23 protein-coding genes are annotated in these 23605 nt (G+C 59.0%); 6 read left to right on the top strand and 17 right to left on the bottom strand.

Translation table 11 applies throughout. The features are described 5' to 3' along the window. Nucleotides 1-71: 71 nt before the first annotated feature. The 4 genes from BLS26_RS23310 to BLS26_RS23295 all read right to left on the bottom strand — a co-directional run bounded on the left by BLS26_RS23310 (nt 72) and on the right by BLS26_RS23295 (nt 3661). Nucleotides 72-1028: a helix-turn-helix domain-containing protein gene (locus BLS26_RS23310; RefSeq protein WP_092514920.1), complete on the bottom strand. Its 957-nt coding sequence runs from the start codon at nt 1026-1028 to the stop codon at nt 72-74. A gap of 223 nt (nt 1029-1251) precedes the next feature. Then, complete coding sequence (locus tag BLS26_RS36905; RefSeq protein WP_244541662.1) at nt 1252-1698, bottom strand: hypothetical protein; 447 nt, start codon at nt 1696-1698, stop codon at nt 1252-1254. 422 nt (nt 1699-2120) lie between these two features. Further along, complete coding sequence (locus BLS26_RS23300; RefSeq protein WP_092514919.1) at nt 2121-2474, bottom strand: DUF6616 family protein; 354 nt, start codon at nt 2472-2474, stop codon at nt 2121-2123. 437 nt (nt 2475-2911) lie between these two features. Beyond that, a complete protein-coding gene (locus tag BLS26_RS23295) occupies nt 2912-3661 on the bottom strand; it encodes a DJ-1/PfpI family protein (RefSeq protein ID WP_092514918.1) in 750 nt (249 codons plus the stop codon). A gap of 353 nt (nt 3662-4014) precedes the next feature. Here BLS26_RS23295 and BLS26_RS23290 point away from each other — a divergent pair, with 353 nt between their 5' ends. Continuing rightward, nucleotides 4015-4914, top strand: a complete 900-nt coding sequence (locus BLS26_RS23290; RefSeq protein ID WP_244541661.1) for a GlxA family transcriptional regulator — start codon at nt 4015-4017, stop codon at nt 4912-4914. 82 nt (nt 4915-4996) lie between these two features. Here BLS26_RS23290 and BLS26_RS23285 read toward each other — a convergent pair whose 3' ends face one another. Further along, nucleotides 4997-5287 carry a hypothetical protein gene (locus tag BLS26_RS23285; RefSeq protein ID WP_092514914.1) on the bottom strand — a complete coding sequence of 97 codons (291 nt, stop codon included), beginning with the start codon at nt 5285-5287 and terminating at the stop codon, nt 4997-4999. A 110-nt stretch (nt 5288-5397) separates the two neighbouring features. On the opposite strand from BLS26_RS23285, the gene BLS26_RS23280 reads away from it, so the two are divergent. Continuing rightward, the gene (locus BLS26_RS23280) at nt 5398-6363 is read left to right on the top strand and encodes a GlxA family transcriptional regulator (RefSeq protein ID WP_092514912.1); all 966 of its coding nucleotides are present in this window, start codon (nt 5398-5400) and stop codon (nt 6361-6363) included. 187 nt (nt 6364-6550) lie between these two features. Here BLS26_RS23280 and BLS26_RS23275 read toward each other — a convergent pair whose 3' ends face one another. The 8 genes from BLS26_RS23275 to BLS26_RS23240 all read right to left on the bottom strand — a co-directional run bounded on the left by BLS26_RS23275 (nt 6551) and on the right by BLS26_RS23240 (nt 16217). Beyond that, complete coding sequence (locus tag BLS26_RS23275; RefSeq protein WP_092514911.1) at nt 6551-7228, bottom strand: ABC transporter ATP-binding protein; 678 nt, start codon at nt 7226-7228, stop codon at nt 6551-6553. A gap of 11 nt (nt 7229-7239) precedes the next feature. Continuing rightward, nucleotides 7240-8973: an ATP-binding cassette domain-containing protein gene (locus tag BLS26_RS23270; RefSeq protein WP_092514909.1), complete on the bottom strand. Its 1734-nt coding sequence runs from the start codon at nt 8971-8973 to the stop codon at nt 7240-7242. Then, entirely contained in the window at nt 8960-9811 is an 852-nt protein-coding gene (locus tag BLS26_RS23265; protein ID WP_092514907.1) for a branched-chain amino acid ABC transporter permease, read from the bottom strand. Before BLS26_RS23265 ends, BLS26_RS23270 begins: the two co-directional genes overlap by 14 nt. Before the next feature lie 6 nt (nt 9812-9817). Further along, on the bottom strand, nt 9818-10975 hold the full coding sequence (locus BLS26_RS23260; protein WP_092514905.1) for a substrate-binding domain-containing protein: 1158 nt from the start codon (nt 10973-10975) through the stop codon (nt 9818-9820). Nucleotides 10976-11266: 291 nt separating this feature from the next. Next, on the bottom strand, nt 11267-12256 hold the full coding sequence (locus tag BLS26_RS23255) for a VOC family protein (protein ID WP_092514903.1): 990 nt from the start codon (nt 12254-12256) through the stop codon (nt 11267-11269). 112 nt (nt 12257-12368) lie between these two features. Then, a complete protein-coding gene (gene iaaH / locus BLS26_RS23250; protein WP_092514902.1) occupies nt 12369-13793 on the bottom strand; it encodes an indoleacetamide hydrolase in 1425 nt (474 codons plus the stop codon). Nucleotides 13794-13935: 142 nt separating this feature from the next. After that, entirely contained in the window at nt 13936-14949 is a 1014-nt protein-coding gene (locus BLS26_RS23245; RefSeq protein ID WP_092514901.1) for an alpha/beta fold hydrolase, read from the bottom strand. 272 nt (nt 14950-15221) lie between these two features. Beyond that, nucleotides 15222-16217, bottom strand: coding sequence for a transporter (locus tag BLS26_RS23240; protein WP_157676559.1), 996 nt, complete (start codon nt 16215-16217; stop codon nt 15222-15224). 613 nt (nt 16218-16830) lie between these two features. Between BLS26_RS23240 and BLS26_RS23235 the strand changes: the two genes are divergently transcribed. The 4 genes from BLS26_RS23235 to BLS26_RS23220 all read left to right on the top strand — a co-directional run bounded on the left by BLS26_RS23235 (nt 16831) and on the right by BLS26_RS23220 (nt 20434). Continuing rightward, complete coding sequence (locus tag BLS26_RS23235) at nt 16831-17742, top strand: alpha/beta fold hydrolase (protein ID WP_157676558.1); 912 nt, start codon at nt 16831-16833, stop codon at nt 17740-17742. 209 nt (nt 17743-17951) lie between these two features. After that, complete coding sequence (locus BLS26_RS23230; protein WP_092518446.1) at nt 17952-18680, top strand: LuxR family transcriptional regulator; 729 nt, start codon at nt 17952-17954, stop codon at nt 18678-18680. A gap of 87 nt (nt 18681-18767) precedes the next feature. After that, a complete protein-coding gene (locus tag BLS26_RS23225; RefSeq protein WP_092514898.1) occupies nt 18768-19400 on the top strand; it encodes an acyl-homoserine-lactone synthase in 633 nt (210 codons plus the stop codon). Between the two features lie 95 nt (nt 19401-19495). Next, a complete protein-coding gene (locus BLS26_RS23220; protein WP_092518444.1) occupies nt 19496-20434 on the top strand; it encodes a LysR family transcriptional regulator in 939 nt (312 codons plus the stop codon). Here BLS26_RS23220 and BLS26_RS23215 read toward each other — a convergent pair. Genes BLS26_RS23215 through trbF form a run of 4 tightly spaced genes read right to left on the bottom strand, consistent with a single transcriptional unit; the run spans nt 20407 to nt 23582 of the window. Further along, nucleotides 20407-20649, bottom strand: a complete 243-nt coding sequence (locus BLS26_RS23215) for a DUF2274 domain-containing protein (protein ID WP_092514896.1) — start codon at nt 20647-20649, stop codon at nt 20407-20409. The two genes, BLS26_RS23220 and BLS26_RS23215, sit on opposite strands and share 28 nt — an antisense overlap. Before the next feature lies 1 nt (nt 20650). Beyond that, nucleotides 20651-21871: a TrbI/VirB10 family protein gene (locus BLS26_RS23210; protein WP_092514895.1), complete on the bottom strand. Its 1221-nt coding sequence runs from the start codon at nt 21869-21871 to the stop codon at nt 20651-20653. Continuing rightward, entirely contained in the window at nt 21868-22902 is a 1035-nt protein-coding gene (gene trbG / locus BLS26_RS23205; protein WP_172804672.1) for a P-type conjugative transfer protein TrbG, read from the bottom strand. Before trbG ends, BLS26_RS23210 begins: the two co-directional genes overlap by 4 nt. Then, the gene (gene trbF, locus BLS26_RS23200) at nt 22899-23582 is read right to left on the bottom strand and encodes a conjugal transfer protein TrbF (RefSeq protein ID WP_092514894.1); all 684 of its coding nucleotides are present in this window, start codon (nt 23580-23582) and stop codon (nt 22899-22901) included. Before trbF ends, trbG begins: the two co-directional genes overlap by 4 nt. Nucleotides 23583-23605 lie beyond the last annotated feature (23 nt).

The following is a 23605-nucleotide window of genomic DNA, read 5'->3' as shown; positions in this document are numbered from 1 at the left end:
GAACGTCGCAAACCGACGGCACGCGCAGTTAGGTTTTCGAACCTAGCCCTGCATCTTGAGCGTCTGCGAACTCACCGGCATCGTTCCAAGGCAAATCTATAGTCACGCGGTGACTGTCCATAAGCACCACGAAAAACGCTGCTAAAATGGGCGCTATCGTTGAAGCCGTAGCAGAAAGCTATTTCAGTGATCGTGCGCGCAGTCGATTTCGGATCCAAGAGTGCACGACGACAGTGTTCTAGCCGACGAAGGCGGATATAGTCGCTTGGACTTACTTTCTCGTCAGAAAATAGCCTAGACAGCCCGCGAACCGAAATACCGAGCAGAACCGCCAACTGCTCGCGGTTGAATTCGGGATCGCTCAAATGTTCTTCCACAATTTGTTTGGCGCGCAGTAAGCAGGCCTCAGTCTGTGCAGAGGTTGACCGTTTCTGTCCTGGCGCGACCAAGCTCATTGCTGTTCGCAGAAAATCAACGGAATATTGCTCCAGTATCGCTCGGTTGACGCCCGCCTCTTCGGACGCATTGGGCACCTCCGAGAGGAAGCGCAGGATCGGTCGTGCCAACCCAAACGCTCCGTCCAATTTATGGCCAACTGCGGAGCCAATTTCGGAGTATCTCTCGCTGAATGTTCGCCGGGGCAACTGAAAGACAAGCGTCCGGAAATTCGATTCGGCTACAATCTCGTATTCAAGACTTGCATCGTAGAATGCGAGATCGCCTCGACAAAGTTCGACCCGGCGACCACTTTGAACGATCGAAGTTCGACCATCGATTTGAAGATTGGCGAGCACATCATCGTTGGGTGAACGCGCAAGCCGCTTGGAACTGCGAACCGCGCGGTGAGCAGACCCGGAAATCTCGCTTAGCCGGAATTGCGACGTGTCAAATCGAACGATATCCGCTTCAAATCGACTTCGTTCGCTACAATCGCAATCCAATCCGACGTAGACATCGCAAATCAAATCGGTCCAATACTCGAAGGCTTGAGCCTTACCGACACTTCTTGTTGAATATGCGATGTGCACTGCCCCGGCCCCACCAACGAATAATGAAAAGTGATCCCTCTCGCGATACGACCGGTGCGCCGGGCATTAGTGACTAACCCCACGTGCAACATGACACGATGACAACAGAGTAGTAGGAAGCCACTCAAACACTGTCCTATAAGCATAGGACAAAGAAAATGGGGGGGCATAGGCCCAAGAAGTGATTTCAAGCCTTGGCTCCCTCATTGGAGCTTATCTTCGTTCAACTGTCGGCCGTGGATATCTTCGGTGAACACCTTATCGAGAGTGCCGTCCGTGAGCTCGCGCCTTGGCGGTGCGGCGAAGCAGGCGGGGTCCGGCGCTGCCTCAGAGGTGCCGCCGACGGACGACGCAACAGGGGCGCTGCGGGCCAGGTAAAGTCCAATTGAGATATTCCCGTCGTGGGCTGCGGATCGCCAGGCCGGGCTTCCATGATGGTGAGCACGGCGCGCCCCTTTTCGGTGATACGCCACCCGCCGTTCAACCGCTCGATGAGAGTCTGTGAAAAGATGTCCAGGTCCGGAACGCGCAAGGCCAAGCGCCTGGTTCGCTCGGCCCAATCTTGGCCGCTAGTCGCCAGAATGGCCATGTCATGCTTGAGGTTCGTCATCGGCGCGAAACCATCCGGATAGCTTGCTAATATCTTCAGCACCGTGACCTGAAAGTTCACCGCCTCCGCGCTCCTCGCGCCGTCACCACGTCGTCGGCGGGCAGGAGGGAACCTCCCGACCGAGATGCATGAATCCGTCGGACGATGTGTCACCTCGAGCCGCGGCTTTTAGAATCTTCAAAGCCAGACAAAGTGCGCGCGCCGATCTCATGATGGGAATTGCTGTCGCAGACCTCGTTGGCGGTGGCGCGAAAACGCGCGGTGGTGAGAGGACCGAGCATGGGAGGAGCCCCAAAGGAAACTCATCGTAGCGCAATCGGTCCGACACTGAATTCAAATGTGTTAAGCGATGCCAAAATCCCATCAACTCTACCCAACGTCAGCACGCAACGCCCTGAAACGTTCGCTAGGCCCCTGCTGGCTGGCGGAATCGAGTTCGTGACGGGGGCCCTCGGTGATCGGCGAGGCCCCGTTGGAGGTGCTCAGCCGGGACGAGCCAGCTTGGCGTTACCCAACAGCACATCCGCAAAATCTTCCGCAGGGCCGCCAACATTCACCTGCTCAAAGTAATTGTACCAACCGGATGCAGTGATCTGACGCTCAAACTCGCGCTGAAATTCGGCGCTCGGCACACGATAGACGCAAAAGAAGTCGTACGGCGCGCGGCGATCGGTCTCACGAGAATTCTTGCCGTAGGCAATGAGATCAACGCCGGCAGATTTCACTCCGTTGACGGATTCGATCACCTTCTTGATGAAATCGGTCCGTTCGTTTTCGGAGCATTTGCCCCAAGCCGGACCGTAGTTGTATAACTCGATGAAGATCTGCTGCATCATGTCGCCTCGTCGCGTGTTGGACGAGGCCATTCTTCTTTCATGCGCGCGAATGCGGCAACGTCAAAAAAGCTTCGTTTTCTGCCATCGACATCGTAACTGGCCGCTGGAGGACATTCGTCGTGAATTGGCACCGACGCCCTGCCGACTGCCAGGCCGCGGAAGCGTCTGCGTGGTTTGGATCGTCGGAGGCGGTCTCAGAACAAGCCTCCATCCTCGGCCGTGCGCCGATCTGAGGACACAACTATGTGCGAGCGACCAGATCTAAACTATTGCAGTCGAGCTGGAATTCACTGACGCCCATCCGACGTCGAGCATTTTGGCTCTACAAAACGAAAGGGGGATCCAGCGAAAGGATCCCCTTTCAACTTGGTGAGGGCGCCCTAGTCGGCTCGAACGCCTGGCCAAGCCGATTAGGGCAGCGTTCCCGAATGCGGCCGTCAAGCGTTTCCGGCGACCTTCAAAGCTTCGGCGTGATAGAGAGAAATCATGTCAGCCATCATTCCCTGGAACTTAGCGACCGTTCCAGGTCCGGCGCCTGCCGCGGTTCCGGTGCCGAACGGTGGGTGCGGGTCATACTCGATGATAAACTCGGCCAACTGCGCGACCGGTCGCCCGAACGCCTGTTCCGCCACGAGGAGAGCAGCTTCGAAACTGCCTACACTGGGTCCCGCAGTATAAACATTGCCATCGGCGACTACTCCGCTCTCAACGACCTCTGTCACTCCGTAATGCGGCAGAATCGCGTGGGAGTTATAGCTGATCGTCGCGCGCTTGCCGCGTAGCAGGCCTGCGGCACCGAGCGTCAGGACGCCATTGCAAACACCGATAATGTAGCGCGCTGTTTTCCCTCGAGCCGCAACGAACTCCACGACTTCGCGATCGTTCTGCACCTCCGGAGGCATCATCGGCACCGCGACCACGTCCAAGTCAGGGCAGTCGGAGAAGGTTGCCGTGGGGATTGTCCACCAGCCCCGGAAGCCTTCGACTGGCTCACGCGACTTCCAGACTAGGTAAATTTCCGCGCCAGGCATCGTACCCAGGACAGCCTGGACGCCTACCATATCCAGCGGAAAGTAACCGGGGCCGATTACTATGCCTACCCGGAACGGAGGGGCTCCCTTTTTCGCGGTCGCCCCGCGAAGCCTGTTGAGAGAAGGAATGTCTGTCTTCATGGATTCATTGGTCATCACTGCCTTCGCTTTCTATTGATATTCAACGGGACGTAGCCGGGGCCGACCAGAATGCCGACTGCAGAGGTCGGCACACCGGCGCGCAGGTCGCCGCGCGCAGTGATTTGAGATCGGTGACGTCCATCACGGAATCCTTCGTCGTTCTGGCAAGCGGACACCGGCAGCTTTGGCACAGGCCCCTCTTGGCAGAAATGACAATAAAGCCCTAAATAAAGACACGACCGCACGGCAAGTCACCGTCTGCGGCGCGTGGAAGCGACCGCGACAGCCGCTTAGACAAGGACGACGCCATGCACAGAGTCACCTTTTTCGTTGCTCCAGAGTTCGCAGCACTGGATCTCGCGGGTCCGATGAGCGTTTTCACGGTGGCGCGCGGCATCTACGATGTGCCCTATGAGGTCGGCGTCGTCTCGGTCGCCGGGGGGATGGTCACCGGCAATTCCGGGCTGATGGTCGCCACCGGCGCATCGAGCGCGGTCGGTCGTCACGATACGGTCGTCGTCGTCGGCGGACCGCAGGCCCTTGTTCCCTGCAACCAGCCCGAGACGAGCGCGACGCTGCAACGGCTTGCCGCCTCGACGCCGCGGATTGCCAGCGTCTGCACGGGGGCCTTCTATCTCGCCGAGGCCGGCGTACTGAATGGCCGCCGCGCCACCACGCATTGGCGGTACGCACCGCTGCTTCAGTCGCGCTTCCCAACCGTCTCAGTTGAGGTCGACCGGATCTTCGTGAACGATCACGGCGTCTGGACGTCGGCGGGCATTTCCGCCGGAATCGATCTGGCCCTCGCGATGTTAGAAGCCGACTTCGGGCCCGAGCTTGCAAGGTCGGTCGCGCGGGAGCTTGTCGTCTACCATCGTCGCCCTGGCGGCCAGTCGCAGTTCTCGGCGTTGCTGGAGCTGGAGCCAGCATCCGGCCGGGTTCGCAATGCCCTGGCTTATGCACGCAACCACCTGAACGAGGCGCTGTCGGTCGAGCGGCTGGCCGAGGCCGCTTGTGTCAGCAGCCGGCAGTTCGCCCGCATATTCCTGAAGGAAACCGGCGATACGCCGGCGCGCGCGGTCGAGCGCCTGCGGGCAGAGGCGGCAAGGCCGCGGATCGAGGATGGGCTCGAGCCGATCGAGAGTATCGCCCGCGACGTTGGCTTCGGCGATATCGAGTGCATGCGGCGTGCATTCGTGAAGCTGTTCGGGCATTCGCCGCAGACCGTCCGTCGGATGGCCCGCGCCCATGCGGCGAGCCTGAACTGACGGGCCCAGCCATATTGCGCGTCTTCACGAGACCGGGTCGCCGAAGAAACGGCCCGGTCTCGTTGCACACGCACTTGCGTGATTAGGCCTTGATCAACTGGCCGAGCGGCTTGAGCGGACCCAACTGCATGTATTCATAAGCGGCGACGCCCTCGATCATGAGCGGCATCGCGTCGATGATCGCCTTCGCTTCCTCGATCGTTTCTACGTCCATCAGAAAGACCGGGCCGGGCTTGTCCTGCCGGAACCAGAATTGCTCGATGGCACCCTTGAGATAGAGCTGCAGGGTGTGGGGAACTTCCTTACCCAGGACAACTTCCCGACGCTCGTCCGAAAGCGGTTTCACGAGCGAACCGATGGCAAGAACTTTCATGTCTGATTTCCTTTTCAACCGTCGACCGCCGTGGTCGATGCGACTCTGTCTAGCTATCCACCCCGCAATTTGGTATTGTCGTATACGACAACTTTCGGGTCATTCACGCCATGCGCATATTCATCCTTGCCCTTGAGGGTGTGTTCGACACGGGGCTCACCGGTCCGCTGGATATTTTCTCGTCGGCCAACTCGCTTTCCCGAGCCCTGCAAGGGAGCCCACCCGGCTTCGAAGTCTCGGTTGTCGGTGTGAGACGGAAGGTGCGCTCCAGTCAGGGTTTAACGATTCCCGTCGTCGACGCCGCCTCGGGGCCGGCCCCGGACTGGGTGATCGTGCCGGCCTTGAAGACCGTCACACCGGAAACGCTGCTCCCTGCCCTGGCCCGCCCCGACGTGCGCCAGGCGGTTGACAGGATCGCTGAGTGGCACGCCGCCGGGTCCCGCATCGCCGCCGCCTGCGTCGGCACCTATCTTTTGGCGGAGACCGGCTTGCTCAACGGGCGGAAGGCCACGAGCACATGGTCGCTCGCGCCGCTGTTTCGGCAACGCTATCCAGGCGTCCATCTCGACGAAACTCAGATGCTGGTGCCCACGGATACGGGTGTCACGGCCGGTTCGGCGATGGGGCACCTGGACCTGGCGCTCTGGCTGGTGCGCCAGGCGAGCCCCCAGCTCGCTGGTCTCGTCTCGCGCTTTCTGCTCGCCGACCAGCGCGCATCGCAGGCGCCCTATATCATTCCCAATTTCCTGGCACAGGCCGACCCAGTGGTGTTGCGATTCGAGCGCTGGTGCCGCGAGCATCTGAGCGAGGGCTTTACCCTGCAGGGGGCCGCGAGTGCGCTGGCGACGAGCCCACGCTCGCTTCAGCGTCGGTGCCAGGCGATCCTCGGCAAGTCGCCGCTCGCCTATTTCCAGGACATGCGCGTCGAACGCGCGCGCGCGCTAGTTCGCGAGCGCCGCCTCAGCCTCGACGCCATCGCCACCGAGGTCGGTTATGTCGATGCAGCGACCTTGCGCACGCTGCTTCGTCAGCGATTGGGCCGCGGCGTGCGCGAGCTTCGTGCCGAACTGCGGTAGTCCACAGGTGCGGCCACCGACACCGAAGGCTCTATCGCTAGAGAGCCCAGCGCGGCGACGGCGCTACTCGCAACGGCGGCTGTCCGCCGCAACGTCGCAGCGCCTCCCTGCGCCATCGCCCAATTGCTCGCCCGAAGCGCGCGATGAGAGCACGTGCTGTCAACCGCATTGTTCTGAGGCCGTCTCGTCACACGCGCAGCTGCGCCTCGATTTCCTGACGCAGATTGGGCATGGCCGTGCAGCGATAAATGATCTCGCCGTGATCGATTACGATCACCTTGTCGGCTACCGCTTCGACCAGCGTCAGGTTCTGTTCGACGATGGCCATGGCTGTACCTTCGGCTGCGGCTGAACGGATAGCGTCGATCATGAGCGCTATATTTTCCGGCGCGACGCCTTCGGTAGGCTCATCGAGCGCGACAAGACTGCCACCTTCGGCCATGACCCGGCAGAAGGACAAGATCTTGCGCTCGCCGCCCGAAAGGCTGCCGGCCTTCTGCTCGAGCCGCTCCTCGATCCTGGGAAACGCCTGGAAGAGGCGCTCGTAGCGCGACAGATCATACCCATCGAGATGCAGCGTCAGGTTTTCGCGCACCGTGAGCGGAGCGAAGCTGACGTTTTCCTGCGGACCGTAGCTCAAGCCCAGCTTCTGCCGTTTGTTCGTAGCAAGCGCGGTCATGTCTTGCCCGTTCAACGTGATGTGTCCCGCAATTAGCGGGAGCGCCCCGCTGACGGCTCGCATGAGCGTCGTCTTGCCAACTCCATTGCGTCCGGTAATGCACAGGATTTCTCCCTCCGCCACATCGAACGATAGATCGCGGAGCACAACCAGGTCGCCATATCCCGCAGTAAGACCTGAAACCATAAGATGGGGTCTCATTTCGCGCCCCCCGTGTAGACGGCCTGCACTTTGTGGTCCGCGCGAATGGCTTCGAGCGTGCCCTCGGACAGGGTTTGGCCCTGGTGCAGGACGAAGATATGGTCAGAGAGTTCTTCAACGACGCTGAAGTCATGCTCGATAATCAACGCCGAAATGTCGAAGCGGCCGGCGATCTTGCGTATGGCCGCGGTCAAATCCGCTGTTTCCTGCGTCGACAGACCAGCGCACGGCTCGTCGAGTAAAACTATCTCCGGCCGTGCGATGACTGAGAGGGCAAACTCAAGCACCTGCCGGTGGCCCAGCGAGAGATCGCCAGCGCGTTTTTCCTCATCGTTCAGGAAGGGAAACGTCTCCTTCAACACGCCGAGTATTTCGTTGCGGTAGCGGAAGGACCTCTGGCTCAGCAGCTCCCATCCCGATATGCCGCCCGACCACAGCGCGATATCGAGATGCACGCCGACCGTCATGTCGTGGAAGATGGCAGGCACCTGCAATTTGCGAGCAATGCCGAGGCGCGCCACTTTATGGGCAGGCAAGCCGGTGATGTCGCTTCCTCCCCATGTTATGCGTCCGCCCGAAACCGTCAGGCGGCCCGTGAGCGCATTGAAGGCCGAGGTTTTGCCAGCGCCGTTCGGCCCGATCAAGCAATGCAGCCCCCGTTTCTTGAGTTCAAGACTCAATCCCTGGAGGATGCGCACCGATCCAATCGTGACGCGCACCTCTTCGAAGGACAGCATCGGCACGTCGCCGCGGTCGGGCAGTGGGCGCTCCACATCGCGTGTAGCGTGTGCCGGCTTCGGCAAGCGTTTGAGGAGGGGAGCGATGAGGCCCGCCAGACCCGTAGGTGCAAATAGCACGATGGCGAGGAAGATAAGCGCGAGCAGGATTTCCCAGTATTGGAACGTATCTCTCAGATTCGAGGTCAGCATCCCGATCAGAACTGCGCCGGCCACCGGGCCGATGAGGCTGGCCCGGCCACCCACCGCGGTCCAAATGAGCAACTCCCCCGAAAGCACGTAAGCGAGCACCTGCGGCGTGACGATGCCTTGCTGGGCTGCATAAAGCGTCCCGGCCATGCCCGCGAGAGCCGCAGACACGGCGAAGGCCAGCGCCTTCAGCCGCGCTATGTCGAAGCCGAGAAAGGACAGGCGATCCTCGTTCTGAGAGACCGCGTGCAGAAGTTGCCCGAGTGGGCTGCGCGTAATCCACCAAAGCACCCCGGTAGAAAGCACCAGCGCGCCGAGGATGACCCAATAAAGTGTACTCCACGGGTCGGTTCCGGGCAGTGGGGGGATACCGTTCAACCCCATGTAGCCGCCGGTAAGCCAATCAGCGCCGAGTGCGACCTGATAGGCCAGCATGGAGAGGGCCAGCGTGATGAGCGAAAAATATGGACCCGAACCGACGTTCCGGCGGAAGACCAGAATGCCGATGGCTCCCGCCACGGCCGCCGGCGCCAAAACCGCCCCGAGAAGCGCCGGATAGAGCAGGATGGGGCTGTGTTCGAACCGGATCAGCGCGCCTCCGGCAAGATACGCGCCAAGGCCGAAGAAGAGGGCTTGGCCGAGTGGCAGAATGCCAACGCGGCCCCAGCAAAGCGCGATGCCTTGGGCGACAATGCCGTAAAGTAGGAAGAGCCCGACCTGATATGCAATGAAATCGCCGAAGACGAAGGGCACCGCGACGAGAGCTGCCAGCAACAACGGCAGCGAAAGGTCAGCGACCCGCATAAAGACCCTCCGGCTTCAGCCACAAGAAGAGGATCGAGACCAGCAACAACGTCACGTAGCCGCCTGTGCCCCCGAACGCAGCGGATGCGGTGCTCGCGACGCTGCCGATGACGCCTGAGCCGATAAACAGGCCTTGAAAACTGCCCAGTCCCCCAACGACCAGAACGAAGAAGCTCTGGAGAAGGTAGTTGATGCCCATATAGGGCTCAATCTGCACAAGCGGCGCAAGCATCGCGCCGGCGATACCTGCGGACGCCGCACCGATGACGAAGGCGAGACTGGCAAGGCGCTTCGTATTTATTCCGACGATGGCGGCCAGTTCCGGATTGGCGATCATCGCACGCACCCGTGCACTCGCGTGGCTCCGGCGGTACCACAGAAACAGCAGAAAGAAACAGACCAGAAGCGCCGCCATCACAGCGATGCGATAGGTCGGATAGTCGATGCCAAGAACGCCGGAACTGCCGGAGACGGGCTCGACCACGGATTTGTAATCGACGCCGAAAAGCAGCTTGATTCCTTCGCGCAGCAGGATCGAGAGCCCCCATGTCGCCAGCAAGGTGTCGAAGGGGCGCTTATAGAGATGGCGGACAACCGTCGCCTCGATGAGCCAACCGACGGCCCCGGTGATCAGGGCCGCCGCAGGCAGAGACACGAAAAGCGGCAGCCCCGCCGACTGAGCGGCATAGACGCTATAGGCTCCTATGGCGATGAACTCGCCATGGGCCATGTTCAGCACGCCAAGCAGGCCGAAGATCACGGCCAGCCCAAGGGCAACAAGCGCCAGAGTCAGTACGCCATAGCCCATGTTAAGAAGGAAGAAGAGGAAAGCATCCATTCCGGTTCAGTTGGTGCAGACTGTGCCGGGATCGATGCTCTGGAAGCTCTCGATGATCTTGAAGGCAGCCCCTTCTGCGGTGGCCAGATAGATATTGCTGTTGACGAAGCGGCCCTTCATGGTGACTTGGCCGCGCGGGCCTTGGTAGCTCGTGCCTTCAGCGGCAGCGGCAAAGGCCTTGGGATCGGTAGACCCCATCTTGCTGAACACCGCCTTGACGAAGAGCAGTCCTTCGTACAAGCCCTCGCTCGCCGTGTTGAGCACAGGCGCATCCTTGCCGAAGGTGTTGTAATAAGGCGTACGGAAGGCCTGAGCGGCCGGCGTATCGAGCGCATCAAAATAGCCAACCGTCGAGAACAGGTTCTTGCTATTTTCAGCGCCTATCCCGACGAGAGTGTTCTCTTCGATAAGCGTACCCACGCGAAGCGCCTGTTTGTCCAGGCCAAACGAGGCATAGGCGCGATTGAAGCCCACTGAGGCCGAGCCAACTAGGGTGATGAACACTGCATCTGCGCCGCTGTCGCGAATCTTTGCCAGCGTGGTGTCGAAGTTGTTGACGCTGAATGGCAGGTATTCCTCGCCGACGATCTTGCCACCGCTCGCGCTAATCATGGGCTTCGCGATATCGTTCGACTTGCGCGGCCAATCGTAATCGTTGCCGACAAGATACCACTTGGAGGCACCCTTCTTCTTCGCAAGGTAGGGGATAACTGGCCCAAGCTGTTGCTGTGGCGTTTCGCCGAGAGCGTAAAGTCCCGGCTGACAGAAGCCGCCTTCGCTCAAAGCGGTGAAGATATATGGAATCTGGCCACGGATGGACCCAATGACGGCCGCGCGCGACGCGCTGTCATGCTGGCCAATAAGCGCCACAATGCCATTGCTTCGCCACATGCGTTGTGCGGCCTGGACCGTGTCGGACGGCGCGCCACCGGCATCGCCGGTGAAGGCTTCGATCTGGCGACCTAGAATGCCGCCCGCGGCATTGATCTGATTGACGCCCAACTTGATGCAGGTCTCGGAAGACGGGCCGAAGATCGCCGCCGGACCCGACTTGGGGAAGAGAAATCCGAGTTTGAGCGTATCGGATTGCGCCAATGCCTGTCTTGGCAGCGCCGCCGAAATGCTCGCGATCAGGCTGGCCTTCAAGAAATCTCTACGTTCCATTACTAACTCCCATGTTGGCCACGCTGAGCCGAGCCGCAGCACTTTCCCCATTTGCCGAAGAGTATCCGGCGCGCTTGGAGGATGCGGTATCGACAATATTGTCGAGTGGGTTCAGCACTGATCCGTTTCGAACAGCCGAAATGAGGATGGTCTCTGTGCGATGTGCCTGTAGATTGGGCGGAAGCGAGCGCTGACACACCGAGATCGTAGATGACAATGACGAGCCGCGCCTCGCTCGACGTCGCGTGGTCGTCGACGGTGATGCCGAGCCATCGACTTGTGCGCCGGCAGTCAGATCGGATACGACAGGGTTGATGCAACTAGACCGCTGAGTTCTGCGCGATTGGCGCAGCCGAGCTTTTCAAAGCACCGATTCACGTGCGTCCGTACTGTCGAAAAGCTGATCCGGAGCATCCGCGCGATATCGAGGTCGGTGCAGCCTCTGGCTATCAATTGTGCGATCTCGCGCTCGCGCGCCGTAAGTGTTCCGCCCCGATCAGTGCCTCCTTGGCGTGAAACCGCATTCCAAACGACCGCAGTCTGCGTGTTCAGGAAGTCAACCTCGCAAGCCGCGAAGGGACTGTCTGTCCCATGCCGCCAGACCCGCAAGTCGACGATATGGCCGTCGCCCATGTCGTGATAGATATTGATCCCGTGGTACATGTCATCGGGCCGCAGGAATTCCCTGTAAAACGCCGTATGTCGGAGGCTCTTCATCGGGAAGTCCTCTTCGACCGCCTCCGCCCCCCGGAACCGGCGCATCCGCGCGGACGGTGGATCGCCGGACGGGACAGGATGGACGTCGCAACGCCCTCTTTCGGGATCCTGGTTGACGACCCTAGGCCCGTCAAAGCCAGCATCGGTGGTCAGTTCCAGCCGGATGCCGTTGGGATCGAAGAAGTAGATTGACTTGATGTAGTTGTGGTCGGTGGTCCCGAGAATCGGGACTCCCTCCGCCTCCAGAGCTGCCTTCGCCTTTTCCAGCGTGGCGAGATCGTCGACAGCGAGCGCCAGGTGGTTGAACCACGTCGAGTTATTGGCGGAGGGCTCGACCTTCTGCTGGTCGCCGAGGTCGAAGAAAGCGATGTGCGAACCGTCCTTCATCCGAAAGAAAAGTTGCACGAACTGGCAACATTCACCCGTCGAGAGCACATTGTTCGACCGCACTATGTGAACCAGCGGCAATCCGAGGATGTCCTCGTAGAAATGCCGGGTTTCCTCCGCGTCCCGACAGCGATAGGCGAAGTGGTGCAGCCCCTTCACCGGAACCATCTGGGTCATTTCGGTACCTCTCTGAGTCCGCCCCAAGAATGGAGCTTCCGATCACATGCGCAGAAATCAGACCGAGAGCACCGCGCAACTGGCTCTAAGCTTTCGGACGTGTGGCCTGAAATTAACCCGACCTGACGTTTGGAGCTCGAATGCGCGGGAAGTGCTCTGAGATCTTTGCAGCGATTTCCAGGAGACGCCGATCGCTGCCGGCTGGACCATCCATCGCAAGACCGATTGGCAAGCCGGTTGGGCTAAGGCCTATGGGTAGCGAAACGCCGGGCACACCTGCATTGCTCCCCGGATCCGTGTTGCGGATGTAGGACGGGAACGTGGGCAGGCGGTGACCGTTCAACTCGACCGTTGCATCATCACCAATAGGACGGGCGCACAAGGCACTTGTCGGAAAGATCGTCGCGTCGACCCCATTCCGAGAAAAATAATCTGCGAAGACCTGGACCAATCTGGGTCGGTATGTGTCGATCGCAGCAGCATAGGCAGTCGCCGAAACCCGGGTCTGCTCATCAAGCAGGCCCTGCACCATATGGCGCACATCGGGACTGGCAATCTTTCGAACTATGTCATTCAACGTGACTTCTGAGCGCGCGTCGCTCAGATAGGCGGGAATGTCCACTCTTGGTTCGTACCGCGCAACAATCTGGCTGACGGCCTGGTTCAGGGCTTCGATGTCCGGAAGATCAACCTCGACAAGGGTGATGCCGAGCGCGCTCAATTGCTTCAGAGCATCGGAGCAGGCAGCTTCCACGTGGCTCTCGAGCTGCTCCCAATAGAGTTTTTTAGGAACGCCGAGCCTGACCTCGCCCAAGTCGATTTCGGATCTCTCCTCGACGTCGCCTGTTACGACGCTGTCGATTATGAGTAGATCATCGATAGACCGCGCGATCGGGCCGGCCGTGTCTCTCGTCGATGCAATCGGAACGATGCCTTGTCGTGGCCACCGCTTTACCGTTGGCCGCAGGCCCGCCACTCCGCAGAGCGCCGCGGGCAATCTGACTGATCCTCCCGTATCGGTGCCGATGCCCGCTGGAGCCAATCGAGCGGCCACCGCGGCCGCAGTGCCTCCGCTCGAGCCTCCGGGTATCATCCGTGGATCGTATGGATTGCGAACCGCCCCGAAAGCGGCGTTGTTGGAGGTGATACCGAACGCAAGTTCGTGCATCGTGTTCTTTCCGAAGATGATCGCGCCTTCTTTCAGCAAAGCAGCAACGATCGGGGCATTCGTCCTCGGATTGTTTCCGGCCAGTGCCGGCGTGCACGCGGTAGTGGCGTAGCCAACCGCATCGATATTGTCCTTCAGGCAGATCGGAACACCGTGCAGTCGCCCCAGACGTTTCCCTTGTCTTCGCGCGAGGTCGGCATGCCTGGCGGACTCCAGAATGGAATCCGGCTCGAAATCGACGAAAGCGTTTAGTTCGGCGTTGGCTTTTGTCCTCGCGATCAGAGCCTCAGCCAGCAATTCCGCCGTCAAGTCTCCTGCTCGAATAGCCTGAGCCGCCTCGGCGACGCTAAGTTCCCATGCATTCGGCATTCCGTTCTCCTTAAGAGCGATGATCTATTCGATCGCCCTTCCGGCAATCTGTACTGGTGGAGATCGTGACGCATGCGTCGACAAGCGCCTGGGTTCTCCAGCAAGGCACTGTCGCCACCCGAGATGGTCCCCAAACATCTCTCTATGCCGACAGAAGGTCTTTGATCGCCTGATCAATAAATGCGGCGTCCGTCTTGTTGCGCCCGAGAGCGCCGGCCGAATGTCCCCAAATCGATGGAATCACCTTCAGCTCTGCGTTCGGCATCTGGCTGACTTCGATTTCGCTGTCCTCGGGCGGGAAGTAGAGATCCGTCTTGCAGGGCATCACGAGTGCACGCGCTTTGATGGACCCGAGCGCCCTGGAAAAATCTCCGCCGTATGTGGTGTTCGCGCTTATGTCGGCGGCCTGCCAGGTTGCGATCATGGACAGCAGGTTATTCGCATCGGCCTTCGTGAAGCGCGCCTCCCATACGCCCAAAATGAAGGCCTCAAGGGATGGAAATCCAAGGTCCTTGATATCGCACTCGGCGCGATAGAAAGCCTGCGAAAAGCCCCAACCCGCGTAGACACGGGCAAAAGCTTTGAGGCCTTCGATGGGCGGCTTGCGATAAGCTCCGCCTTCAAACGATTGATCGGCCTTCAAGGCGGCCTTTACGCCTTCCAGAAATACGAAATTGTGGCGCGATGTACGGGCAGATCCACAGAAGGGCGCGATCCGTTCAACATAGTCGGGGTACAGAGCGCCCCAATGAAACGCCTGCTGAGCTCCCACTGACCACCCCACTGCGAGAGCAACTCGACGCACCCCGAACTGCTCTGTCAGCAGGCGGTGCTGAAGCTTGACGTTGTCGTAGATGGTTACGAGCGGAAAGCTGGGTCCCGGGGAAGTGACGCTGTTGCTGGGAGAGGTGGAAAAGCCATTTCCGACGAGATTTGGTACGACGATGAAATACCGGCTCGGGTCCAAGGCAAGACCCTCGCCGATCAACCATTCATTCTCGACGTGGCTGCCGCCAAAGAACGTGGGATACACGATAACGTTGTCGCGGGCCTTGTTCAGTTTCCCATATGTCGCATAAGCGATGGTCGCGTTATCAAGAGTGGACCCGTTTTGCAGGGTTATATCTCCTGCATGGAATGCCTCGTAGTCCTTCATCGATCGTCCTCAGGTCAGGAAAGAAATGCTCTCGCCGTTCCCGCGAGCTGACCACGGCTGAATCACCGCCAGCCGATCCAAGTGCCAAACCGCCGGGCCGCTGCAGTGGGCAGCCCGCTTACGCGTTTGACTGCATTTGCGCCGCTTGCCGATTGCGACAATCGTTGGATGAGAACCAGCACCAACTGATGGGACCAACACAGCTACCTGTTCCGGGTCGTCGCCGGCCCGTCGTTTAAAAAAACGACGGGCCAGGCACAAGCTTGTCCGCTTTATTTGTGGATCAAACCGCTCAACTTGGGCGAACTCGCGGGAGCGTCAGGAGCCCAAAGACGGTAACTCAACTGGGCGAAAACCGAGTAGCCTTCAAGTGCGACTGCGCTGTCTCGCCCGGGAATTGCCGTGCCTCCTGTTGGATTGGGCTTGAACTCTTTCATCGCCCACACGTCCAGAGCGACGTGCCCAAAATTGTACCCGATCAATCCGCCGACAGCCCATTCGTCGTACTTGTTTGTATTTATCGCATTGCCATAAAAGGCGCTGGATTTGTCGCCTGTTACTTGACCGAAGTAGTATGCGACCGGTCCGAAAGTCCAATTGTCGATGCTTTTTGTAGCGCGAAACTCCGCATGGAGGATATCACCGCTGTGATAGCCGGTGATTGTGTTTTTCGTATTGATTTCCGCAAAGGTATTAGCTGTCAAATTCCAGCCGTCTTTGAGATACGAAACAATGAACTCGGGCTGGAACGTGTACCAGGGACTGCCCTGGCCCGCTAAACCTGCCGGGCCTGAAATATTTCCGGTGGGCACATGGACTCCCAAACCCGCCTTCACGAAGAACCCGGAGTCCTGCAACTTCCAGCTCAGTTCGATCGGCACGATGTAGGTGTTGCTCATGCCGAGTTGCTGAACGTTGATCGGGGAGCCGATGCTGTCCATCACAAATGGCGTGACCAAAACGGCGTCGTAGGTAGCGCCCAAGAAAGTCCAGCCAGGAACAAACAAGAAGCCTGTTGCCGCCGCACCATATTGAACTGCCGTACCTCCGGGAGGCGCCCCGGGCCCCACGATCTTTGCTTGGTAGGTCGCGAATTGATCAAACATGTAGATTCCCGGAGGCGGCGTGCCAGCGGACGTACCACCGATCGCAACCCCAGGCTTCTGAATCGCGCCTGGCGTTCCAAATTCAAAGGCGGCAGCCGGCCTTGTTGAAATAGCCGCTGAGATGATGCTCGCAGTGCAAATCAGCTTGTATACGTTGTTCACTTCATAGCCCCCCTACTGGCGCGTCCCCATGCGATGCGCACTGCATGAACCTAGTTAGGAGCGTACTTACAATTTTGTGACGGGCTGTCCTACGGGTACAGGACATGGCGAACGAGATCTTTCCCGCTGTAGAGGAAACGGAGCATGTTGCTCCATTCAAGGTTTCAAATTGGGGGAATTTGGATTATCGATCGAGATGACGTTGCAGTCGTGCGTGTCGCGTACGAGAGCGGGCTCTGGCGCGGGCTCGTGCAGGCGCGAGACGGTTCGTTCGACAGAAGCGCTTGAGTCATTCGCGGCGCTTTTCGCCTCGGTTCAATAGCGGATCAGGTGCGCGACCGCGTCCACCGCCACCGCCACCGGTACAAACTGTAATTCTGCTAAATCCTCCACCAGTCACGACTTCTCTGAGCTGACGCAACCAAAAGAGCTGCTGTTACGAGAGTGCTTTTGCTCGGGCGCATTTTTGTCGAACACTGCTCTGGCCGCGATTGCGCTCTGTCCCAATTCCGTATGTGAGATGTCCCAGTAAGCAATGCGGCGACAGTTGCAATCATCCAAAACGGCAACCACCATTCGTTATCGTCTTGGAAGAATGATCAGGAGCCCCTTCATGCGCAAAGCCTCACGCCGCGATTTCTTCATCACCTCGCTCGGTCTTGCAGCGATTCCTGCTTTCACCACTCTTCCGTGGCTGACTCCGGCAGTGGGGCAATCGACGCCGCAAAAGGCGGTCGATATCATTACCACAACGGTTCAAACTAACGGTCTCAATTTCAAGGTTCGCGAAAGTGGGGGAAAAGATCCTGCCTTGGTCTTCCTACACTACTGGGGCGGCAGCGGACGGACTTGGGATATGGCTGTGAATCAATTATCGGAACTCCACCGCTGTGTCGCGCCCGACCTACGTGGCTGGGGCGGTTCCGACAGAAGTATCGAAGACTACAGTTTGAACGCGCAGGCCGACGACGTCGGTGCCATCATTCAGTCGTTAGGCCTCACTCAATACATCCTTGTAGGTCATTCGAGTGGCGCAAAAATCGCCCAGATATTCGGCGCGCGCAAGCCGGTCGGCCTCAAAGGGCTCGTGTTGGTGGCGCCTTCTCCTCCGACTCCTTCCGGAGCTCCACAAGAGCAGAAAGATGGAATGCTGAAGAGCTATCAAAGCGCCGAAGGCGTCAAAATGGCTCTCCCCCACCTGACGGCCAGACAGCTTTCTCCTGAGCTTCAGCAGCAAGTTGTCGAAGATAGCGTCAACGGAACGCCCGCAGCCAAGCGTGCCTGGCCCCAAGAAGGTATGGCGCTCGACATCAGCAACCTGGTTGGAAATATCGATGTTCCCACTACGATCATCGTGGGCGATGCCGACAAGGTGGAGCCGGAGCCTGTCTTGCGACGCGAATTCGGAAGCCGCATCAAGAACGCCGAATTCGTTATTCTACCCGGAGTAGGCCACTTGGCTCCTTTGGAAGCGCCGAATGAATTGGCTGCCGCTATCACGAAGGCCGTGTCCCGCAGTCTTTAACCCTTCCTCGCAAAGACAAAGGCCTCGCCCGTCGTGGCGAGGCCCCACTTTTCTTGATCCTCGGGGCGCGCTGGAGCACGACGCCCCCCTTCCACGGAAGGACCGACAAGTACGTTCGCATTCCGCGTGCGGTCCCAGTCGTCGTTCCGGTCTTGCGGCAGCATCCCCCGGTGACGAGCAAATTCACCGGAGGCAGTAGGGAGACCTTGATGCACCGTGTTTATCAAAGATTTATTGATCTCCTATCGAGCGCTGGAGGCGCGGAAGATTTTTCCAAAGCGATGGCTACTGCGGCAGCCGCGATGGATTTGTCCTGTTTTGCGTATCTTGCGCTGCCGTATCGGCGAAGCAGAGAACCTCTTGTAATTTCGACATATCCTGCCGATTGGGTTACTCGCTATTTGCAAAACAATTACGAGCGCCTTGATCCGGTCATTACGCAAGCGCTTCAGAACCCAGAACCCTTCCGGTGGGGTTTGGGCTTAACCGCAAGACAACTCTCTTCGGCACAGCAGGAACTATTTTACGAAGCTTCTGAGTTTGGAATCCGATTCGGCTTTACGGTTCCTATCCACGATGGTCATGGCCCCATCGCCGCACTGACCTTCGCCACAGACGAAAAGCGGGCGCAATTCGAAAGCCGCATCAATTCGCAGGCGCGTGTTCTTCAACTCATGGCAATGTATTTCCATGCTCACGTTCGACGTAAGCTTTCAGGCGATCGGAGAATCGGCGAGGCGCTACTATCTCCTCGCGAACTCGAATGCCTGGAATGGGCTGCAAAAGGCAAGAGCGCCTGGGAGATCGGGCGCATCCTTGGCATCTCACGTCACACCGTAGCCTCCTATCTTGACAATGCGAAGGAAAAGCTTGGCGTGCGTACAATCGTGCAAGCGGCGACACGCCTAGCGGCTGCAAAACGAGAAGAGCACAATTAAGGCAGAACTCCCCCGTAAGTACGGGTGATGCCTTCTATCAAGAAGCAAGCTTCCATAAGGCATGACAAATGCTGTTAGGAGGCAATCATGATTCAGCTCATCACAGAGCGCTGCTACGGCGAATTTTCGCAAACTCTCATCGCGATGCACCAACTCCGCTATCGGGTTTTCAAGGAGCGGCTAGATTGGGAAGTCGATACCAGTGGAGACATGGAAGTTGACAGTTTCGACGCACTCCATCCTGCCTACCTTGTGCAGGTAGCAACCGACGGTCGGGCACAGGGTTGCGTTAGATTGCTTCCATCTGTCGGACCTACCATGCTGGGTGAAGCTTTTCCCGTACTTCTCGCAGGTCAAAGTGCACCGTCAAAGTGCACGATATGGGAAAGCAGTCGATTCGCGCTGGATGTAGCGACAGACGCTCCTAAAGGAAAGCACGCCATCGCTCGCGCGACATATGAATTGTTCGCTGGCATGATCGAATTCGGCCTCTCGCGACGACTTACTGATATCGTCACAGTAACCGACGCCCGAATGGAACGAATCCTGCGCCGCGCCGGCTGGCCCTTACGACGCCTGGGCAATCCGTGCAATCTTGGGAATACCCTGGCCGTTGCAGGTTATCTCGAGATATCCGCTGAGGTGCTGGCTGGGGTCCGCGACGCCGGTGGTTTCGCCGGGCCCGTCCTTTGGGAGCCGGTCGTTCTCGCGGTTGCCTGACGTTATTCTCAAGGCAAGCGATTCTATTAGCTTTCAAGCGACATCGCTGCCTACAGCGCAATACAATGCATCCGCCCACCTCGGAGAACGAGATAATGGACCAGCCACGCGTGCTCCGGATGCACGCTGTTGATCTGAAGCAGCTCCGATTTGCAATCGCAGCCGCAGATTACGGGAGTCTTCGGCAAGCTGCCGAATTACTGTCCATTCGACACTCGATCCTGAGCCGTTCTATTCGTCAGCTTGAGCATCGGATTGGCGTCACTGTATTCGAGCGCTCAGGTGGAGGGGTAAAGCCTACGCCAGCTGGGCGACGCGTTCTGAGGATGGCCCGGTTAATTCTGGAGCAAGTCGATGTGCTTGTTGCAACGGCAAAATCGAACGGGCGAGGCGAAGCTGGCCGCCTTTCGGTCGGCTTCTGCACCTCCATATCCGCCGGCAATCTGCGAGCGACACTGACCGAATTCAAGAGCCGGTTTCCGCAAGTCGAACTCGCGACCATCGAGCGGTCGCGAATACGCCTAGCAACTGCGTTGCGAAACGACACGATCGACATTCTGGTCGTAACTGGCGAGGTGCCGCTGCCCGACAATAACGTTCGCCCCCTCTGGAGTGAGCGAATCCTGGTCTCCTTGGCCGAAGATCATCCATTGGCCGCGCGCAGCGCAATCTATTGGACGGACCTCCGGAACGAGACCATTCTATTGAGCCAGCACGATCCCGGACGCGAACTCGAGGATCTCCTGATATCAAAGCTTGTTTCTCCTGAAGATCGCCCTAGGATCGCGCGCCATGACGTCAGCCGAGGCATTATTAAGAGCCTTGTCAGCATGAAGCTTGGGATCAGCTTGGTCCTGGAATCAGATGTTGGCGCAAGCTTCGCTGGTTTGGCCTATCGCGAATTGCGCGATGGGACCGGGTCGACCCGCTTTGATTTTTCGGCGCATTGGCGAGCCGATAATGACAATCCCGCCCTCGAAGGTTTTCTCAAACTCTTGGCCGAACGCTATCCTTCGCTGACGTCTGGTGAATGAGTCATACGACGCCGTTTTGCAAATCCACGATCCGTGGCCATGAATCGCGCCAACATGGGCGCGATCAGCTTACTCGGATCGCTGACCGGCTGCCCCGTTTCTCGCCCAAGAGCCGCCGCGTAAGCCACCAGATCTCGATGCACTGAAGCCGGCAGTTCAACGCTGACCTTGACTGGTCTCTCGTCTGGTAGCGCCCCAATCTTGAGCTTGGACATGTCACCCTCGGTATGGCTCTAGAACGAGATCGCGATTGACGATAACGCGCACCGGAAATCCCGGGCGTATGGTCAGCGTCGGCTGAATATTTAGGCTGCGACGAACAACCTGCTGGCCGGTTTGATTCAGCGAGTCCCCTGCCCCGTGTCGCAAAGCCTGAAGGATAGCACTGTCGTTGCTGTTGGTGTCGGAGCCCGCGCCAAGCTCGGTGCCGACGGCAAGCAGTGTCGACAGGGCAGCAGCTTTGAGCAATTCGCCCCAATGGTTGTCGACTTCGTCTTCGAGGCCGGCATATCCTGCCGTGTCTGCACCTGGCTGCCGCTCGAGCACGATCGAACGACCGTTCGGCATGATTAGCCGCGTCCAAACCAGCAGCACGCGCGATTGCCCGAAGGCGACCTGGCTGTCGTAAACGCCGATCAGACGTGCCCCTTGCGGGACGAGCAGAAGGCGCCCGGTCGGCGAATCGAATACGTTTTCAGTTATTTGCGCGGTGATTTGGCCTGGGAGGTCCGATCGGATCCCGGTGATCAATGCTCCCGGAATGACAGTTCCAGCCTGGACGATATACGGTGAAGCCGGCCTGGTGACGCGGTCAGGGCTTACTGTACGGCGATCCACTGATGCGTTGAGGAAGGCGAGCTTCCTATCCTGACCGTTCTGCGCGGATCCTTCGTCGCTATTGGTGGTCGAACTTGACGGAGCGTTGCGGTCGCTCCCCTGCGCCGCGGCAGCAGGCGAACGCACTTCTCTCCCATTGGTCGAAGCGAACACATGGCTCACGCGGGCGGCCTCGGTTTCCTGGTCCCGACGCTGCTGTTCCATATCTGGAGCCGTCACTCCGATCGTCGGAGACTGACTTTGTGCGGCAAGGATTGGCCGTCCAAGGTCTCCAGGGAGGGGCGGACCAAGCTGCGGGATGGCTTGGCGCGGCACGCCTGCGTAATCCCTCGGCAGCACCGTAAGGCCGTCGGCGACGTTGTGATGGTCGGTGCTATAGAGTTCATCAGCCGCCTGGTTTCGGAAGCGATTGCTCTGCAACGACCACAACACAGCTCCGCCGATGACAAGCAAGGCAACCGCGCTCCCTCCCGCCAGAACCTTCCGCGACAACCGTGTCACGCGCGGGTGCTCTGCTCTCAACCGGAAGTTCGTAGACTGCTCGTCCTGTGTTTGCGGCGGAATCGCCTGCCCGTGGTCGTTTCCATTCTCTGCAGTCATGTTGAGGACCTCCCGTCAGTCCTGACAATCCTGACCTTCTGCTGGTGCTCACCCCCGAGCCGCAGTTCTGCGGCTGCAAATAGCCGATCTACGATCAGAACATTACCGTAGGCGCGATAGTTGACGAGCTGGGTTTTGCCGTCGGGCCCGATGACGAAGAGCGGCGGCATCTCGCCTTGGACAATCCCTTGCGGGAATTCGACATAGACCTTATGGCCATCATCATACGCGGCAACTGGCCGCCAAGGCGGGCTGTCGCCTTCGATCGCGTAGCGAAAGACACGCTGCGTCGGATCGGGAAGAACAGGTCTTAGTGTGGCGGCTCGCGATCGTTCGCGAACCGTTTCCGGATAATACCAGGCAACGGATGGCATGTATGGCCGCTCGCGAGAGCGCAGCTCGATCAGATAGGTGCGTCGGTCCGTGTTGACGACGAGGTTGGTCTCGATCGACGCGCGGGTCGGCTTCACCAGGATGTGGACGCGCCGCGTGTCGCCGCTCCCGCTCTCTGTATCGCCCACCACCCAGCGCACGGTGTCTCCGGCCGCGATTGGACCTGATCCCGTCAATTGCTCTCCCTCCTCGAGCGCAATATCCGTGATCTGTCCGGGAGCGGCGTAAACCTGGTAGAGCGCACCCGGGCTGTAAGCATAAATTTGCGCCGCGTTGAAGTATCCTTTCTTGCGCGGTTCGACTCGTGCCGCACCGTTTGCGGTCTCAACTCGGCTCACAGGTTCGGCGTCTTCCTTCCCACCCGACTTGCCGCCCAGAACAGGCTTCCAGAGTGGTGGAACGTGAAGCGGCTGCAGTCTGTCGTCGACCGGCATCGGAGGCGCCGGCAATGGCGGGACTTCGGTGTCATAGCTGATCTCTGGCGGAATGTAGGTCGCGCACCCTCCGAGAGCCGACGTACATAGAAGAAGAGCGGACAAGAGCGTTCGCTTCGAGGCCAATAACTTGAACCAACTCGAGTTGAGCCTACGTTGCTGGATGGGATGTTTCGAAAATGCGTCAAACGTCGATTTGGTCACTGACCCAACTCCTTTGACCAGTTGATAGCGCGGACGTAGACGCCAAGGGGATTCTTGCGCAGGCGTTCGGCATCGCGCGGCGTCTCGATGACGATCGTGAGAATCGCGGTCCAGCGCTCGGTCGCACTCAACGACCCGTTGTCGTAAATGCGTTGGATCCACGCGATCCGAAAGCTGTCTGGAGAAGCGCGGATGACGCTCGAGACATCGACGGAGATCTGCGCCTTACCCAACTTGGCAAAGGGATCGTCGTTACGTGCATAATCGTTAAGTGCGCCCGCGCCGCGATCGGTCGTAAAGTCATACGCACGAAGCCAATTCTGGCGCAGAACGATACCGTCGGCCGGCAGGCCCCTGACATCTTCAATAAAGCGCGCCAAGTGGTAAGCAATCTGCGCGTCGGTGGGTTGATAGTCGGTATTGGCCGGGGCGACCCTTTGGGCCTGGCCGAGACGATCGACTTCGACCACCCAGGGCGTGATCGACCCTCGCGCCGATTGCCAGACAAGTCCGATTGCAAGACCGGCTGACAGCATGAGGCTGCCGAAGGCCATCAAGCGCCAGTTCTTGGCTTGCACGCGCGCCGATCCGATGCGCTCGTCCCAAACCTGCGCTGCCTTTTGGTACGGCGTGATAGGTTCGGGCATGCGCCCATAGTGAACGGAAGGTCGTTTGAACATCGATGATTGCCCCATTGGATCGA

The sequence above is a fragment of the Afipia sp. GAS231 genome, from assembly GCF_900103365.1.
Taxonomy (GTDB): Bacteria; Pseudomonadota; Alphaproteobacteria; order Rhizobiales; family Xanthobacteraceae; genus Bradyrhizobium.
Note: the sequence above shows the minus strand (reverse complement) of the source record. Positions and strands in the feature narration are given on the sequence as shown.